At 65.3% G+C, this 14,329-nt stretch carries 16 protein-coding genes; 8 read left to right on the top strand and 8 right to left on the bottom strand.

From position 1 onward, the window contains the following. Positions 1-12: 12 nt before the first annotated feature. Positions 13-660, top strand: a complete 648-nt coding sequence (locus tag AC1DE3_RS08325) for an FMN-binding negative transcriptional regulator (RefSeq protein ID WP_441512485.1) — start codon at positions 13-15, stop codon at positions 658-660. Further along, on the top strand, positions 657-1,130 hold the full coding sequence (gene smpB, locus AC1DE3_RS08330; RefSeq protein ID WP_441512486.1) for an SsrA-binding protein SmpB: 474 nt from the start codon (positions 657-659) through the stop codon (positions 1,128-1,130). Before AC1DE3_RS08325 ends, smpB begins: the two co-directional genes overlap by 4 nt. Positions 1,131-1,205: 75 nt before the next feature. On the opposite strand, the gene AC1DE3_RS08335 is transcribed toward smpB, so the two are convergent. From AC1DE3_RS08335 to lepB, 5 genes are all read right to left on the bottom strand, one after another. After that, on the bottom strand, positions 1,206-1,838 hold the full coding sequence (locus AC1DE3_RS08335; RefSeq protein ID WP_441512487.1) for a LabA-like NYN domain-containing protein: 633 nt from the start codon (positions 1,836-1,838) through the stop codon (positions 1,206-1,208). A 206-nt stretch (positions 1,839-2,044) separates the two neighbouring features. After that, a complete protein-coding gene (locus AC1DE3_RS08340) occupies positions 2,045-2,590 on the bottom strand; it encodes a sugar O-acetyltransferase (RefSeq protein ID WP_441512488.1) in 546 nt (181 codons plus the stop codon). 18 nt (positions 2,591-2,608) lie between these two features. Next, positions 2,609-3,526, bottom strand: coding sequence for a GTPase Era (gene era / locus AC1DE3_RS08345; RefSeq protein ID WP_441512489.1), 918 nt, complete (start codon positions 3,524-3,526; stop codon positions 2,609-2,611). Then, on the bottom strand, positions 3,519-4,250 hold the full coding sequence (gene rnc, locus AC1DE3_RS08350; RefSeq protein ID WP_441512490.1) for a ribonuclease III: 732 nt from the start codon (positions 4,248-4,250) through the stop codon (positions 3,519-3,521). The genes era and rnc overlap by 8 nt, the downstream gene beginning before the upstream one ends. Next, positions 4,247-5,014, bottom strand: coding sequence for a signal peptidase I (lepB, locus tag AC1DE3_RS08355; protein WP_441512491.1), 768 nt, complete (start codon positions 5,012-5,014; stop codon positions 4,247-4,249). The genes rnc and lepB overlap by 4 nt, the downstream gene beginning before the upstream one ends. Positions 5,015-5,259: 245 nt before the next feature. Between lepB and aqpZ the strand changes: the two genes are divergently transcribed. Next, positions 5,260-5,985 carry an aquaporin Z gene (gene aqpZ / locus AC1DE3_RS08360; RefSeq protein ID WP_441512492.1) on the top strand — a complete coding sequence of 242 codons (726 nt, stop codon included), beginning with the start codon at positions 5,260-5,262 and terminating at the stop codon, positions 5,983-5,985. Positions 5,986-6,055: 70 nt separating this feature from the next. Here the strand turns inward: aqpZ and acpS are convergent, their stop codons facing one another. Both acpS and AC1DE3_RS08370 read right to left on the bottom strand, forming a co-directional pair. Next, positions 6,056-6,472, bottom strand: a complete 417-nt coding sequence (acpS, locus tag AC1DE3_RS08365) for a holo-ACP synthase (RefSeq protein ID WP_441512493.1) — start codon at positions 6,470-6,472, stop codon at positions 6,056-6,058. A gap of 52 nt (positions 6,473-6,524) precedes the next feature. After that, positions 6,525-7,277 (bottom strand): pyridoxine 5'-phosphate synthase, encoded by a 753-nt coding sequence (locus AC1DE3_RS08370; protein ID WP_441512494.1) that lies wholly within the window; start codon positions 7,275-7,277, stop codon positions 6,525-6,527. A 231-nt stretch (positions 7,278-7,508) separates the two neighbouring features. Between AC1DE3_RS08370 and AC1DE3_RS08375 the strand changes: the two genes are divergently transcribed. From AC1DE3_RS08375 to AC1DE3_RS08385, 3 genes are all read left to right on the top strand, one after another. Further along, the gene (locus AC1DE3_RS08375) at positions 7,509-9,218 is read left to right on the top strand and encodes an ATP-binding protein (RefSeq protein ID WP_441512495.1); all 1,710 of its coding nucleotides are present in this window, start codon (positions 7,509-7,511) and stop codon (positions 9,216-9,218) included. 87 nt (positions 9,219-9,305) lie between these two features. Then, complete coding sequence (rpoZ, locus tag AC1DE3_RS08380; RefSeq protein ID WP_441512496.1) at positions 9,306-9,695, top strand: DNA-directed RNA polymerase subunit omega; 390 nt, start codon at positions 9,306-9,308, stop codon at positions 9,693-9,695. Positions 9,696-9,858: 163 nt separating this feature from the next. After that, positions 9,859-12,075, top strand: a complete 2,217-nt coding sequence (locus AC1DE3_RS08385; RefSeq protein WP_441512564.1) for a RelA/SpoT family protein — start codon at positions 9,859-9,861, stop codon at positions 12,073-12,075. On the opposite strand, the gene AC1DE3_RS08390 is transcribed toward AC1DE3_RS08385, so the two are convergent. After that, complete coding sequence (locus tag AC1DE3_RS08390; RefSeq protein ID WP_441512497.1) at positions 12,072-12,917, bottom strand: LysR substrate-binding domain-containing protein; 846 nt, start codon at positions 12,915-12,917, stop codon at positions 12,072-12,074. The genes AC1DE3_RS08385 and AC1DE3_RS08390 overlap by 4 nt on opposite strands. A gap of 116 nt (positions 12,918-13,033) precedes the next feature. Here AC1DE3_RS08390 and AC1DE3_RS08395 point away from each other — a divergent pair, with 116 nt between their 5' ends. Then, entirely contained in the window at positions 13,034-13,417 is a 384-nt protein-coding gene (locus AC1DE3_RS08395; protein ID WP_441512498.1) for a tautomerase family protein, read from the top strand. Positions 13,418-13,552: 135 nt separating this feature from the next. Then, positions 13,553-14,314: a DNA repair protein RecO gene (gene recO, locus AC1DE3_RS08400; RefSeq protein WP_441512499.1), complete on the top strand. Its 762-nt coding sequence runs from the start codon at positions 13,553-13,555 to the stop codon at positions 14,312-14,314. The last annotated feature ends 15 nt before the right edge of the window (positions 14,315-14,329 follow it).

A 14,329-nucleotide genomic window follows, 5' to 3' on the forward strand; every position in this document is an offset into this window, starting at 1 on the left:
GGGAAATCCGGAATGTACGAGCCCAGTCACTTCAAGGTCGAGGACCGCGCGCAGCTCCACGCCGTCATTCGCCAGCACCCGCTCGCCTCGCTGGTGACAGTGGGCGAGGGCGGCCTTATCGCCAATCTGGTTCCCTTTATCCTTCACGAGGATGAGGGAGAGAACGGTGTGCTGCGCGCCCATGTCGCGCGGCCCAACGCGCAGTGGAAGGCGATCGCGGCGGGTGCCGAGACGCTGGTGATCTTCACTGGCGTCGAGCGCTACGTCACGCCGGCCTGGTACGCGACCAAGCGCGAGACCGGGAAGGTCGTGCCGACCTGGAACTACGTCACCGTCCAGGTGCGCGGCCCCGCCCGGGCAATCGAAGAGCCGGCATGGCTGCGTGCCCAGCTCGAGTCGCTGACGCAGCAGCAGGAGGCGCCCCGCACCGAGCCCTGGGCGGTCTCGGACGCGCCGGAGCCCTTCATCGTCGCGCAGGCGCGTGGCATCGTCGGTGTCGAGATCGAGATCGCCTCGATCATCGGCAAGTTCAAACTCAGCCAGAACCGGCGCGAGGACGACAAGCTCGGCGTCCTCGACGGCCTGAGCGCCGATCCCGCAACGGATTCGCAGGCGATGGCCTCGCTGGTGAAAAAGCACGGATTCAGTGAAACTGCATGAAGAAGCCTGATCCCGCCCGCTATCGGCTCGCCGCCGACAACCGCAAGGCGCGCTTCAACTACGAGATCAAGGAAACCCTGGAGGCGGGCATCGCGCTGCAGGGCACCGAGATCAAGTCGCTGCGCGGCGGCAAGGCGACGATCGGTGAGAGCTATGCCGGCCCGATGGGCGAGGAGCTCTTCCTGTTCAACGCCCATATCCCGGAATATCTGGAGGCGAACCGCTTCAACCATGAGGTTCGCAGGCCGCGCAAGCTGCTTCTCCATCGTCGCGAGATCAACAAGCTGATGGGCGCAGTCCAGCGCGAGGGCATGGCTCTGATCCCGCTCAAGGTCTATTTCAACGACAAGGGCAGGGCGAAGGTCGAGCTCGGTCTCGGCAAGGGCAAGAAGCTCCACGACAAGCGCGAGACCGAGAAGACCCGCGACTGGAACCGCGACAAGCAGCGGATCTTGAAAACAGGCGGGTAGGCTTGGATCAGGGCCGTGCTTCTCCTTCTCCCGCAGGGGGAGAAGGGAAGAGGCGGCAGCTCTCCAAAAGGAGCCTCACCCTTCCACCGGCTCGTCGCCCTGGCGGATACCGTAGCGCCGTTCGAGCGCGGGATTGCCGGGTGCGGCCGGGGCGCCGGGCGTGGCGCTGCGGGGGCTGCGCTCGGACGGATCGCGCCCGATCTTCTGCATGAGCTGGGCAAGATCGACGAACTCGTCGCATTGCCGGCGCAAATCGTCCGAGACCATCGGCGGGTTGGTCGAGATCGTCGAGACGACCGAGATTTTGACGCCCTTGCGCTGCACTGCCTCGACCAGCGGGCGGAAGTCGCCATCGCCGGAGAACAGGTAGATCTGGTCGAGATGCGGCGCGAGCTCGAGCATCTCGATCGCCAGCTCGATGTCCATGTTGCCTTTGACGCGCCGCCGGCCCGTGGCGTCGGTGAATTCCTTGGCTGCCTTGGTGATGACGCGGTAGCCATTGTAGTCGAGCCAGTCGACGAGCGGGCGGATCGAGGAGTATTCCTCGCTCTCGACGAGCGTGGTGAAGTAGAAGGCGCGGATCAGATTGCCGCGGCTCTGGAACTCACGCAGCAGGCGACGATAATCCATGTCGAAGCCGAGCTGCTTCGAGGTCGCGTAGAGATTGGCGCCGTCGATGAAAAGCGCGATGCGCGGTGCGCCGTTCATGGCAATGACTCCTGCTCAAATGACTTCAAGCAATAAAGATGGAAGCAAAAGGCGTTCGAACAATGTCGTTCATGAAGGAAATTTGACAAGGTTCAAGCAGGAACCGTGGCTTCTTGACGCAGTGCGGCCATGCGGCTGCGGCAGTGTCGCGCCGTTCGATCGCGCCGACGACCGGGCTCAACTCTCGGGTTCGACTGTTCGGGAGATCAGGGCCGCAGCCGTGCGGGATTGCCGAGCGCCGTCCGCCCCTTGGGCACGTCGCGCGTGACCACGCTGCCCGCGCCGATGATCGCATCGTCACCGATCGTGACGCCGGGGAGGACGATCGCCCCGCCACCGATCCAGACATTGCTCCCGATGCTGACCGGGCGGCCGAACTCCAGCATCTGCCGGCGCTGAGCGGGATCACGCGGATGATCCGCGGTGAGGATCTGGACGCCCGGGCCGATCTGCGTGTCGTCGCCGATGGTCACGGCGACGACATCGAGGATGACGCAGCCAAAGTTGAGGAAGACGCCGTCGCCCAGGCTGATGTTGTAGCCATAGTCGCAATGGAAGGGCGGGCGGATGGTGACGCTCCGCCCGACATGGCGAAACGCCTCCTGCATCAATGCGGGCCTTTGCTCAGGCGTGGCCGTGGTTGCGTTGAAACGCTCCATCCAGTCGCTAATGCGGCGATTATCGGCGATAAGCTCCGGGCAGTCCGCACGGTACAGTTCGCCCGCGAGCATCTTGTCCCTCTCGCTGCGCATCGCCGTCCTCCGCGTAGCTCAGGCTTTGCCCTTGGGGAACTCCAATCCCATCTCGCGATAGCGTTCAGGGTCGTCGCTCCAGTTCTCGCGAACCTTCACGAACAGGAAGAGGTGAACTTTGGCCTCGGCCGCTTCGGCGATCTCGGCGCGGGCCTTCTGGCCGATCGCCTTGATCGTCTGGCCGCCTTCGCCGAGCACGATCTTCCGCTGGCCCTCGCGCTCGACATAGATCGTCTGCTCGATACGGACTGAGCCGTCCGGCTTCTGCTGCCAGCTCTCGGTCTCGACCGTGGAGCGGTAGGGGAGTTCATCGTGCAGCCGCTCGAAGATCTTCTCGCGGGTGATCTCTGCGGCGAGGAAGCGCAAGGGCGCATCCGAGATCTGGTCCTCGGGGTAGAGCCAGGGTCCGAGCGGCAGGCGCTTTTCGAGCCAGGCCAGGATGTCCTTCACGCCATAGCCGGTGAGCGCAGCGACCATGAAAGTCGCCTCGAACTGCCCGCGCTCGTTCACCTTGGTGGTGATCTCGAGCAGCTTTTCCTTCGCCACCGTGTCGATCTTGTTGAGGATCAGGAATTTCGGCTGCTTCAGCTCGGCGAGCTTCTCCAGCAGCGCGGTGTTCTCCTCGTGCTCGAAGCGGCCAACGTCGATCAGCACGCCGATCAGGTCGGCGTCGGTCGCGCCGCCCCAGGCACTCGTCACCATCGCGCGGTCAAGCCGGCGCTTCGGCGCGAAGATGCCGGGCGTATCGACGAAGATGATCTGCGCCGGGCCGGACAGGGCAATGCCGCGCACCTGCGTCCGCGTCGTCTGCACCTTGCGCGAGACGATCGAGACCTTGGCGCCGACGAGTTGGTTGAGCAGCGTCGACTTGCCGGCGTTCGGCGCGCCGATCAGCGCGACGAAGCCGCAGCGCGTGGGTTGATCGGTTTTAGACATGCTCGCCTTCCGGGTTTTCGTTCCACAGGCCTTCGCGTCGCAGGAAGGCTTCGGCCGCGGCCTGCTCGGCGAGCCGCTTGGAGGGGCCGCGCGCCTCGGAGTCCGCGAGCCCGGTGATCTTTGCAGCAACGACGAAGACCGGCGCATGGTCCGGCCCCGAACGGCCGCGCTCGCTGTAGGTCGGCGTCGGATAGCCCTTGCCTTGAGCCCATTCCTGCAGCGCGGTTTTGGCGTCGCGCAGCGGGCGCACCGGCTTCATCAGCCGCTCGCCGAAGGCGCGTTCGACCAGCGCGCGGGCCGCCTCGTAGCCGCCGTCGATGAAGACCGCTCCGATGATCGCCTCGCAGGCATCGGCCAGGATCGCCTTGTTCTTGCGGGCGCCGCCGAGGATCTCGCCATCGCCCAGCCGCATGAAATGGCCGAGATTCCAGCCCTGCGCCACCTCGGCGCAGGTCTCCTTGCGCACGAGATCGGCGAGGCGGCGTGAAAGATTGCCTTCCTCGGATTGCGGGTAGCGCCGGAACAGCATGTCGGCGACCGATAGGCCGAGCACACGGTCGCCGAGGAATTCGAGGCGCTGATAGCTAGCCAGCCGCGATTCCTCGGCGCTCATATGGGTAAGCGCCGTGATCAGCAGGGATTTGTCGCTGAAGTTGTGCTCCAGCGCGGCTTCCAGCCGCGCTGTGTCCGGCGCCTTGCGCGCGGCTTCGCTGCTCTTGCTCACTTGATGGTGCTGAACAGACGGTTCCAGCGAACCGTATAGGGCCATTCCCAGATCTTCCAGGCCGAGGCGCCGTCCTCGATCGAGAAGAAGATGATCTCGGCCCGACCGACGAAGTTCTCGAACGGCACATAGCCGACGCTGCGGTCGCGCGAGTCGAGCGAGTTGTCGCGATTGTCGCCCATCATGAAGAAGTGGCCGGGCGGCACGACGAAGACTTGAGTGTTGTCGAAGGTGCCGGTGTCGCCCTCGCGCTCGATGATCTCGTGGCGGACGCCGTTCGGCAGCGTTTCGATGTAGCGGATCACCGGAACGCTGCGGCCCCAATTGTCGCTGGTCACATAGTCGGCGATGCGCTCGCGCTTCACCGGCTGGTTGTTGATGTGCAGGATGCCGTCGATCATCTGGATGCGGTCGCCGGGCAGGCCGATGACGCGTTTGATGTAATCCGTCGAATTGTCGCTCGGCAGCTTGAACACGGCGATGTCGCCGCGCTTGGGCTCGGCCGCCCAGACGCGCCCTGAGAACAGCGGCGGGCTGAACGGGATCGAGTGCTTGGAATAGCCGTAGGTGTACTTGGACACGAAGAGATAGTCGCCGATCAGCAGGGTCGGGATCAACGAGCCCGAAGGGATGTTGAAGGGCTGGAACAGCAGGGTGCGGATGACCAACGCGATGAGGAGCGCCTGGACGACGACCTTGATCGTCTCGAAGACGCCGCCCTCTTCCTTGGTCGTCTTGTTCTTGCTTTCGACTTCGTTGGCCACGCGGGGCGCTCCTGGGACTGCAATCCAGCGCGCGGTCTAGCCGACTATCGCGCCTGCGACAACGCGCAAGAGCAGTCTGGTGAGATGATACTGGCGGATGGCGAATACATGGTGAGAACAATTACAATGCGAGAAAACGGCGGGAGATGGGCCAAATTCGCAGAGCGAATACCCACTTAGATGCGTTGACGATATCGTGTTTCACGAACAGCATTCCCGCGTTTCCGACCTTTGGGGGAATCACCATGAGCACGAAGAAATATGTCGCCGAAGCCATCGGCACGTTCTGGTTGACTTTTGCGGGTTGCGGCAGTGCGGTCATCGCTGCAGGTTTTCCAAATGTCGGCATCGGATTGCTCGGCGTTTCGCTCGCTTTCGGCCTCACCGTCGTGACGATGGCTTACGCCATCGGCCATATTTCCGGTTGCCACCTCAATCCGGCCGTGACGGTCGGGCTCGCTGCAGGCGGTCGTTTTCCGGTGGGGCAGATCGTTCCCTACATTGTCGCGCAAGTCGTCGGCGCGATCGTGGCCGCGGCCGTTCTCTATCAGATCGCCCGCGGCGCGCCGGGCTTCGATCTCGCCAACGGCTTCGCCTCGAACGGCTTTGGCGAGCATTCACCGGGAAAATACAATCTGGCCTCGGCCTTCCTCATGGAAGTCGTGATGACGATGATGTTCCTCTTCATCATCATGGGGGCGACCCACGGCAGGGCTCCGGCCGGCTTTGCGCCGCTCGCCATCGGCCTCGGCCTGTGCCTGATCCACCTCGTCAGCATCCCCGTGACGAACACCTCGGTGAACCCGGCGCGCAGCACGGGGCCGGCGCTGTTCGTCGGCGGCTGGGCCATTCAGCAGCTCTGGCTGTTCTGGGTCGCGCCGCTCATCGGCGGCGTGCTCGGCGGCGCAATCTATCGTTGGCTGAGCGACGAGCCGCAGGGTGTCGTCAGCGGTACCCAGCCGGCCGAGTAGGCCAGCTCGACATTTGCTGAGGGAAGGCTGGTGCCGCCGCACCGGCCTTCCCTGTTCCATGGCTGCGGAACTAGGCCGGGCGATCGCCGATGATCGGACGGGCCTCGATCACGACGAAGGCCTGTGCCAGTGGCGGGTCGTCGGTCAGCGAGACATGGACGACCGGCTCGAAACCTGCCGGCGTCATGGCTTTCACACGCTCAAGCGCGCCGCCCGTCAGGCGCATGGTCGGGCGCCCGCCCGGCAGATTGACCACCTCCATGTCACGCCAGAACACGCCCAGCCGCATGCCGGTGCCGAGCGCCTTCGAGCAAGCCTCCTTGGCGGCGAAGCGGCGGGCATAGGAGGCGGCGCGCGTCGCGCGGCGGTCGGACTTCGCCCGCTCCCCGTCAGTGAAGACGCGTTGGGTGAAGCGCTCGCCGAAGCGCTCGAGGGAGCGCTCGATGCGGCGGATGTCGCAGAGGTCGGAGCCGATGCCGAGGATCATGCTCCGCGTTTAGAGCATTGGCCGGGAAAGTGGAAACCGGTTTCCGGAACGGTCAGCCTCCGGTGCCGCGCCCATCATCCATCGCCTGCCGCATCCGGCGGATCGCCGCGTCCAGCCCAACGAAGATCGCCTCGCCGATCAGGAAGTGGCCGATGTTGAACTCGACGAAGGCCGGTATGCCGGCAAGCCTGCGCGCGGTGTCGTAGTCGAGCCCATGGCCGGCATGGACCTCAAGCCCGAGCTTGGCCGCATAAACCGCGCCATCGGCAAGTCGCTGGAACTCGGCCTCCGCCTTGGCCGTTCTGCCATCCGCAACCGCATGGCACCAACTGCCGGTATGGAGCTCGACGACGGGGGCGCCGAGCTTGGCCGCCATAGCGATCGGCGCCTTGTCGGGCTCGATGAAGAGCGAAACGCGGCAGCCGGCGGCCTTCAGGCGGGCGATGCGTGGCGCAAGCTGTTCTTCTTGCCCGACGACGTCGAGCCCGCCCTCGGTGGTACGCTCCTCCCGCTTTTCCGGCACGAGGCAGGCCGCGTGCGGCTTCAGGCGCTCCGCCAGCGCGATCATCTCGTCGGTGGCGGCCATCTCGAAATTGAGCGGCTTCGTCAGCTCGGCGGCGAGCCGTTCCATGTCGGCGTCGCGGATATGGCGGCGGTCCTCGCGCAGATGGGCGGTGATTCCGTCAGCGCCTGCGGCGATGGCGAGATGGGCGGCGCGGACCGGATCGGGCAGGGCACCGCCGCGCGCATTCCTCACCGTGGCGACATGGTCGATGTTGACGCCGAGACGCAGCCCTTCGGCCATTGTGCAAGCCCTCTTTGAAGCTACCCGTGCTTAGACGAAAGCACGGCATCGGCTCAATGCAGGGATTGTGATGGCGGCCTCACGATTTGTGATCTGTGCGACCATCCGCAGGCGCGATTGCTGATTTGACAACAGCGAATGGTTGTTCGGTCTCCGTGAAGGTAATCGTAACCGGCGCGCTGCAATATCAAGACATAAATCAACTAAACCTTTGGTTGAGCTAGTTGAGATATGCAACTAACCGTAAATAACGCGGCCTTCCATGCAGACATTACGCCGGACCGACGCAATGCCGGTCAGCCGCCCGAGCGTGCGCTTGGGCGGGTGATCGCCTGCGACGGATCGCGTGCCACGATCCTGAGCGCGGTCTCGACAGGCAGCTGGCAGGCAAGCGACGCCTGGGCGATCGGCCGCATGATCTCGATCAATCTCGGTCCAAGCCGCATCGTGGCCTTGGTCTACAAGCTGCACGCGGTCGAGCCAGCCTGGACGGACGGCGAGAACCCGATTCAGGTCGAGGTCGAGTTTCTGGGCGAGGTTCTCGAGAAGCCGGATGGCTCGGCGCGCTTCCAGAGCGGCATTACCACCTATCCGCCGATCGGCGCCATAGCTCACCGCATCCGCGCCGGCGATCTTGCGCTCGTTCACGACCTTGGTGACCGGACGGGTGCCGAGATCGGCCATGTCACGCAGGATGCCAGCATCGCCGCGACCGTCAGCATCCAGGACATGCTCTCGCGTCATTTCGCCCTCGTCGGCACCACGGGTGTCGGCAAGTCGAGCGCCGTCTCGCTCCTGCTGCGCCGTGCCGTCGCGGCGCGCCCGCGCCTGCGCGTTCTGATCCTCGATCCGCACAACGAATATTCCGTCGCCTTTCCGGATCTCGCCCTGACCATCGATGGCGATGCGCTCGACCTGCCGTTCTGGATGTTCAAGCAGGAGGAGTTTGCCGATATCGTCTTTCGCGGCCGGCCTGCGCTGGACGACGAGCCGGACATTCTGCGGGAGGTCGTCGCAGCAGCCCGAACCCGCTACCGTGTTCCCAGTGGTCAGGAACTGGCGCGCGACCTCGGATCGAGCCTGCTCAAGCGTCCGCTCGATCTCGGCACGGGGCGCAGCGGCTCGGAGCCGGCGCCGTCGACGGGCGGTGTCGACGCATCGACGCCTTACCGTCTGAAGGACGCCTTTGCCGTTATCGACGAAATGATCGGCCTGCACGAGCAGCGCTGGCCGAGGGCGGCGCTGCGCTCGCTGAAGGTGCGGCTGGAATCGCTCCACGCCGATCCGCGCTACCGCTTCATGTTCGGGCGCGCCAATATGTACGAGACGGTGGCGCCGATACTGGGTCAGATCTTCCGCATTCCGATGCATGGCCGGCCGATCACCGCCTTCCAGCTCGGTGGCCTGCCGGGCGAGGTGGTCAATGCCGTCGCCTCGGTGCTGTCGCGGCTTGCCTTCGACATCGCAATGGCGAGCCAGGGCGCCTGCGAGGTCCTGGTGCTCTGCGAAGAGGCACATCGCTATGTGCCGTCCGACCGGGCGCTCGGCTTCGCGCCAACCCGCCAGGCGATCGCGCGCATCGCCAAGGAAGGGCGCAAATACGGCGCCTATCTCGGCGTGGTCACGCAGCGCCCGGGCGAACTCGACCCGACCATCCTGTCGCAGTGCTCGACCGTCTTCGCCATGCGGCTGGCCAACGAGCGCGACCAGCAGATCATTCGCTCGGCGATTTCCGACGCTTCGGCCAGCACGATCAATTTCCTCTCCTCGATCGGCAACCGCGAGGCGATCGCCTTCGGCGAGGGGGTCGCCACCACGATGCGGATGCGTTTCGCCGAGCTCAAGCCGCATGAGCTGCCGGCGATGGGCGGACGCGCGGGCGAGGGCGGCGGCCGGCTGGAGCCGACCCTGGACGACATGGTCCGGCGCATGCGGGCCTGAGCGCGAATTTCTTGCATCCCGGCGGCTTTGGCTGTAAGGGCCTGCTCAACCTATCCCCTGCATCGCTGAGATCGGAAGAAGCCGCCCATGGCTCGCGTTACCGTTGAAGACTGCATCGACAAGGTCGAGAACCGCTTCGAGCTGGTGCTGCTCGCCAGCCACCGCGCGCGGATGATCCAGTCGGGCTCGTCGATCCTCGTCACGCGCGACAACGACAAGAATCCCGTCGTCGCGCTTCGCGAAATCGCCGACGAGAAGCTGAAGCCCGAGGATCTCAAGGAAGACCTGATCCACTCGCTGCAGAAGCATGTCGAGGTCGACGAGCCGGAGCAGGAGACCGTTCCGCTGCTCGCCAGCCCCGCCAGCGCAACGACGCCCGACAGCGAAGTCCAGTTCGACCGGATGAGCGAAGAGGACCTGCTGCGCGGCCTCGACGGCCTCGTGCCGCCGACCGAGAGCGCCGACGACGAGGACTGATCCTCGGCCCGCGTGAATCGATTGTTCATAGTTTGAAGTTAAAGCCCGGCACCGCCGGGCTTTTTCATGCCCGCCATCCGGAAAACGCCTTGCTGCCGTCCATGCCTGCGCAAATAATCATGAGTTGCAACAAGAGAATGTCGAGGCAGGGGCCCGCATGGGCATAATGCGGCAGTATGAGCTCGTTGACCGGGTCAGGAGCTACAATCCGAATACCGACGAGGACCTGCTCAACCGGGCCTATGTCTATGCCATGCGCGCACACGGCACCCAGAAGCGCGCCTCCGGCGATCCCTTCTTCGCGCATCCGCTCGAAGTTGCAGCGATTCTGACCGATCTCAAGCTGGACGATGCCACCATCGTCGCAGCGGTGCTGCACGATACGGTCGAGGACACCGCCGCGACGCTCGAGGAGATCGAGAGCATGTTCGGGCCGGATATCCGCCGGCTCGTCGACGGCCTCACCAAGATCAAGAAGCTCGACCTCGTCTCCAAGAAGGCGGCTCAGGGCGAGAATTTCCGCAAGCTGCTGCTCGCCATCGCCGACGATGTCCGCGTGCTGCTGGTCAAGCTCGCCGACCGGCTGCACAACATGCGCACCCTGCATTTCGTCCCTCCCGAGAAGCGGCTGCGCATCGCCGAGGAGACGATCGAGATCTATGCTCCGCTCGCCGGGCGCATGGGCATGCAGGAGCTGCGCGAGGAGCTGGAGGAGCTTTCCTTCCGCCACATCAAGCCGGAAGCCCATGCCACCGTGACCAAGCGGCTGGAGGAGGTCACCGCGCGCGAGGGCAAGGTGATCGGCGAGATCGAGCGCGATCTGAAGGAGAAGCTTGCCGCCAGCGGTATCCAGGCCCAGGTCTCGGGGCGGCGCAAGCGCCCCTATTCGATCTGGAAGAAGATGGAGCGGAAGTCAGTCTCCTTCGAGCAGCTCTCGGATATCTTCGGCTTCCGCGTCATCGTCGAGAAGCCGGAGGATTGCTACCGCGTCCTCGGCATCGTCCATATGACTTGGCCGATGGTGCCTGGGCGCTACAAGGATTACATCTCGACGCCCAAGCAGAACGACTATCGCTCGATCCACACCACCGTGGTCGGCCCCGGCCATAGCCGCGTCGAGCTGCAGATCCGCACCGACACCATGGACCGCATCGCCGAATACGGCATCGCCGCGCATGCGCACTACAAGGATGGCCGCCCCGGCGCGCCGATCCGGCTCGGCGACGAGAGCCGCGCCTATCAGTGGCTGCGCCGCACCGTCGACTTGCTGAACGAGGGCGACAGCCCCGAGGAGTTTCTCGAACACACCAAACTCGAGCTCTTCCACGATCAGGTTTTCTGCTTCACGCCGAAGGGCCGGCTGATCGCCCTGCCGCGCGGGGCGACGCCGATCGATTTCGCCTATGCCGTCCATACCGATGTCGGCAACAGCGCCGTCGGCGCCAAGATCAACGGACGCATCGCGCCGCTCCTGACCGAACTGCAGAACGGCGACGAGGTCGAGATCACCCGCGCCGAGGGCCAGGCGCCGCCGGCTGCCTGGGAGTCGCTCGTCGTCACCGGCAAGGCCCGTGCCGCGATCCGCCGTGCCACGCGCGCTGCCGTGCGCCGGCAATATGCGGGCCTGGGCCGCCAGATCCTTGAACGTGCCTTCTCCCGCGCCGAGCGGGCTTTCTCCGACGACAAGCTCAAGGCTGCGCTCAGGCGCCTCGCCCGCAGCACGGTCGATGACGTGCTCGCCGCCGTCGGTCGTGGCGAGATGTATTCCGGCGACGTCGTGAAGGCGGTCTATCCCGATCTCGAGCCGGAGAAGCGCGCTTCGGCCGAGACCAAGCCCGGCGCCGCGGCCAGCGGAAAAGGCTGGTTCGAGTTGCGTCAGGGCGAAAACCTGAAGTTCAAACTGCCGGGCGAGGAGCCCTCCGACGACAGCGCCATCCCGATCCGCGGCCTCGGCCGTGACCTGCCGGTGCGCTTCGCTCCGCAGGGGGGCGCGGTGCCGGGCGATCGCATCGTCGGGATCCTGACGCCGGGCGAGGGCGTGACGATCTATCCGATCCAGTCGCCGGCGCTCGCCGCCTTCGACAACGAGCCCGAACGCTGGCTCGATGTGCGTTGGGATCTCGACGACAAGGTGCCGCAGCGTTTCCCGGCTCGCATTGCGCTGAAGTCGCTGAACGAGCCAGGTTCGCTCGCCCAGATTACCACGACGATCGCCGAGCATGACGGCAATATCGACTCGGTTTCGATGAACCGTCCGAACCCGGATTTCACCGATGTCACGATCGATCTCACCGTCTGGGATCTGAAGCACCTCTCCGCGATCATCAGCGAGCTGCGTGAGAAGCGCGTGATAAGCCGCGTCGAGCGGGTGGTCGGCTAGTTCCGGAACGCGGCTGCCAGCTCGCGGACGAAGGCCCGGCCGCGTGGCGTGGCCGCGTTGCTGCGCAGCACGACATGCGAGCGCCCGAGCGGCGGCAGCCCCCAATCCGCGCCGATATCGACGGCGCCCGGCGGGGCGACCCGGGTTGCCAGCGCAGCGACCCCGAAGCCGCCGGCAAGCGCGGCCTGCACAGCGGCCATTCCGCCGCCGATGAAGGCTTCGCGCCAGCCTATGGCGCGCCGGTCGAGCGCGGCGATGGCGTGCTGCCGCAGGCGGCACTCGGAGACGAGGCTGATCAGCGGCAGCGGCGAGTCGCCCCGGCGCGGCAAGTCTGGAGAGGCGAACCAGCCGAGATTGTCCTCGCGCAGAACCTCTCCGGTCTTGCCGGCGCCGATCCTGCGCACGAGCACCGCATCAAGATCGCCCGCCTCATAAGCCGCCTCCAATTGGCTCGACGGCTCGATGCGCAGATTGACGATGAGGTCGGGGTCGCGCGCGGCCAGTCGGGCGAGCAGGGCCGGCACATCGGCGCCGGCCGCCTGTTCGCTGATGCCGATGGCGATCCGCTCGGGCGCCTCGCTGAAGGCAGCGAGCGCCCGGCTGTGGGCGGCGAGGAATGCGCGGGCGGCCGGCAGGAAGCGCTCGCCTTCGGAGGTGAGCCGAACCAGCCGCGGATGCCGCTGCAAAAGAAGCTTCCCGAGCGTGGTCTCCAGCCGCTTGATCCGCGTGCTGACCAGCGACTGCGTCGAGCCGAGCGCTTCGGCAGCGCGGGTGAAGCTCGACAATTCGGCGGCCTGAAGAAAGGCGGCAACCGCTTCGACATCGAGGGCAGGAGTGCTCATAAATCAGAAATCCGTATTTATGATATCTCGTACGATACGGTTTATTGCTTTATGATTCAAGGCTAGCTTCTGGCCATCGACCGGCAGCCATCCGGCTACCGCAGATGGAGAGAACCATGCCTCTGATCCGGATTTCCATGCGTCGCGGCCGGCCCGCTTCCGAACCTGCGGCGATCATCGACGGTGTCTACAAGGCGCTGCGCGAGACGTTCGAGGTGCCGGAGAAGGATCTCTTCGCCGTCGTGCATCAGCATGACGCCGACGAATTCGTCTTCGATGCCAATTATTTCGGCTTCAACCGCAGTGCGGGTCTGGTCATCATCCAAATCACGGTGGCCAACACACGTGGCGTGACGCAGAAGAAGAAGCTTTATGCGGCGATCGCGGCGAACCTTGCTCGCGACCCCGGGCTGAAGCCGGACGACATCTTCATCAACCTTGTCGAGGTCAAGCGCGAGGACTGGTCGTTTGGGGGCGGAATCGCCCAGTACGTGGCCTGAGAGCGACCTTGCTTGGCGGAAGCGTCGCGTCGATCCGGAAGTGCCGGGCGGGAGGGCGCCGGTTTCCGCGATGGTCGGGGCGAGCCCGGCCATGACGCGGTTTCTTCCTGCGCCCGCCTGTCCTAAATCCTGTCCATGGAATGGACGGATGAAGGCACGATCATCGGCCTCAAGGCTCATGGCGAGAGCGCCGTGATCCTCGAGGTGATGACCCGCGACCATGGCCGTCACCTCGGCCTCGTCAGGGGCGGGCGTTCGCGGAAGGCGCAGCCGCAGCTCCAGCCGGGCAATCATGTCGCTGTGACATGGCGCGCCCGGCTCGACGAACACCTCGGCGAGTACAGGGTGGAACTGCTGACCTCGCATGCCGCCCGTTTGATGGCGGTCCCGGTCGCGCTCTACGGGCTGGGGACGATCGCTGCGCTTCTTCGCCTGCTGCCTGAGCGGGACCCGCATCCGGGCCTCTACGAGGGCTTCGCCGTCCTCATCGCTCATCTCGACGAACAGCGCTTCACGCCGGCGCTGGTTGTGCGCTTCGAACTCGCCATGCTCTCGGAACTCGGCTTCGGGCTCGATCTTGCGCGCTGCGCCGTGACCGGCTCCCCCGACGATCTCAGCCATGTCTCGCCGAAATCGGGCAAGGCCGTCAGCCGCCGGGCGGCGCAACCCTATCTCGACCGGCTGCTGGCGCTGCCGGCCTTCCTGGTCGAGGGGCAGGGCGGGCGTGAACCGTCCGCGGCCGAGCTTCTGGCGGGCTTCGCCCTGACCGGGCATTTCCTGCGCCGTCACCTCTACGAGCCTCGGGGGCTTCGCGAACCGCCGGAGCGGGCGCGATTGATCGAACTGGCGACGCGCATCGCAGCGAATTCACCCGCTGCGGATTCATCCACTGATTGAGCGCAAAATGCCGGC

It is taken from the genome of Allobosea sp. 10L417, assembly GCF_056395485.1.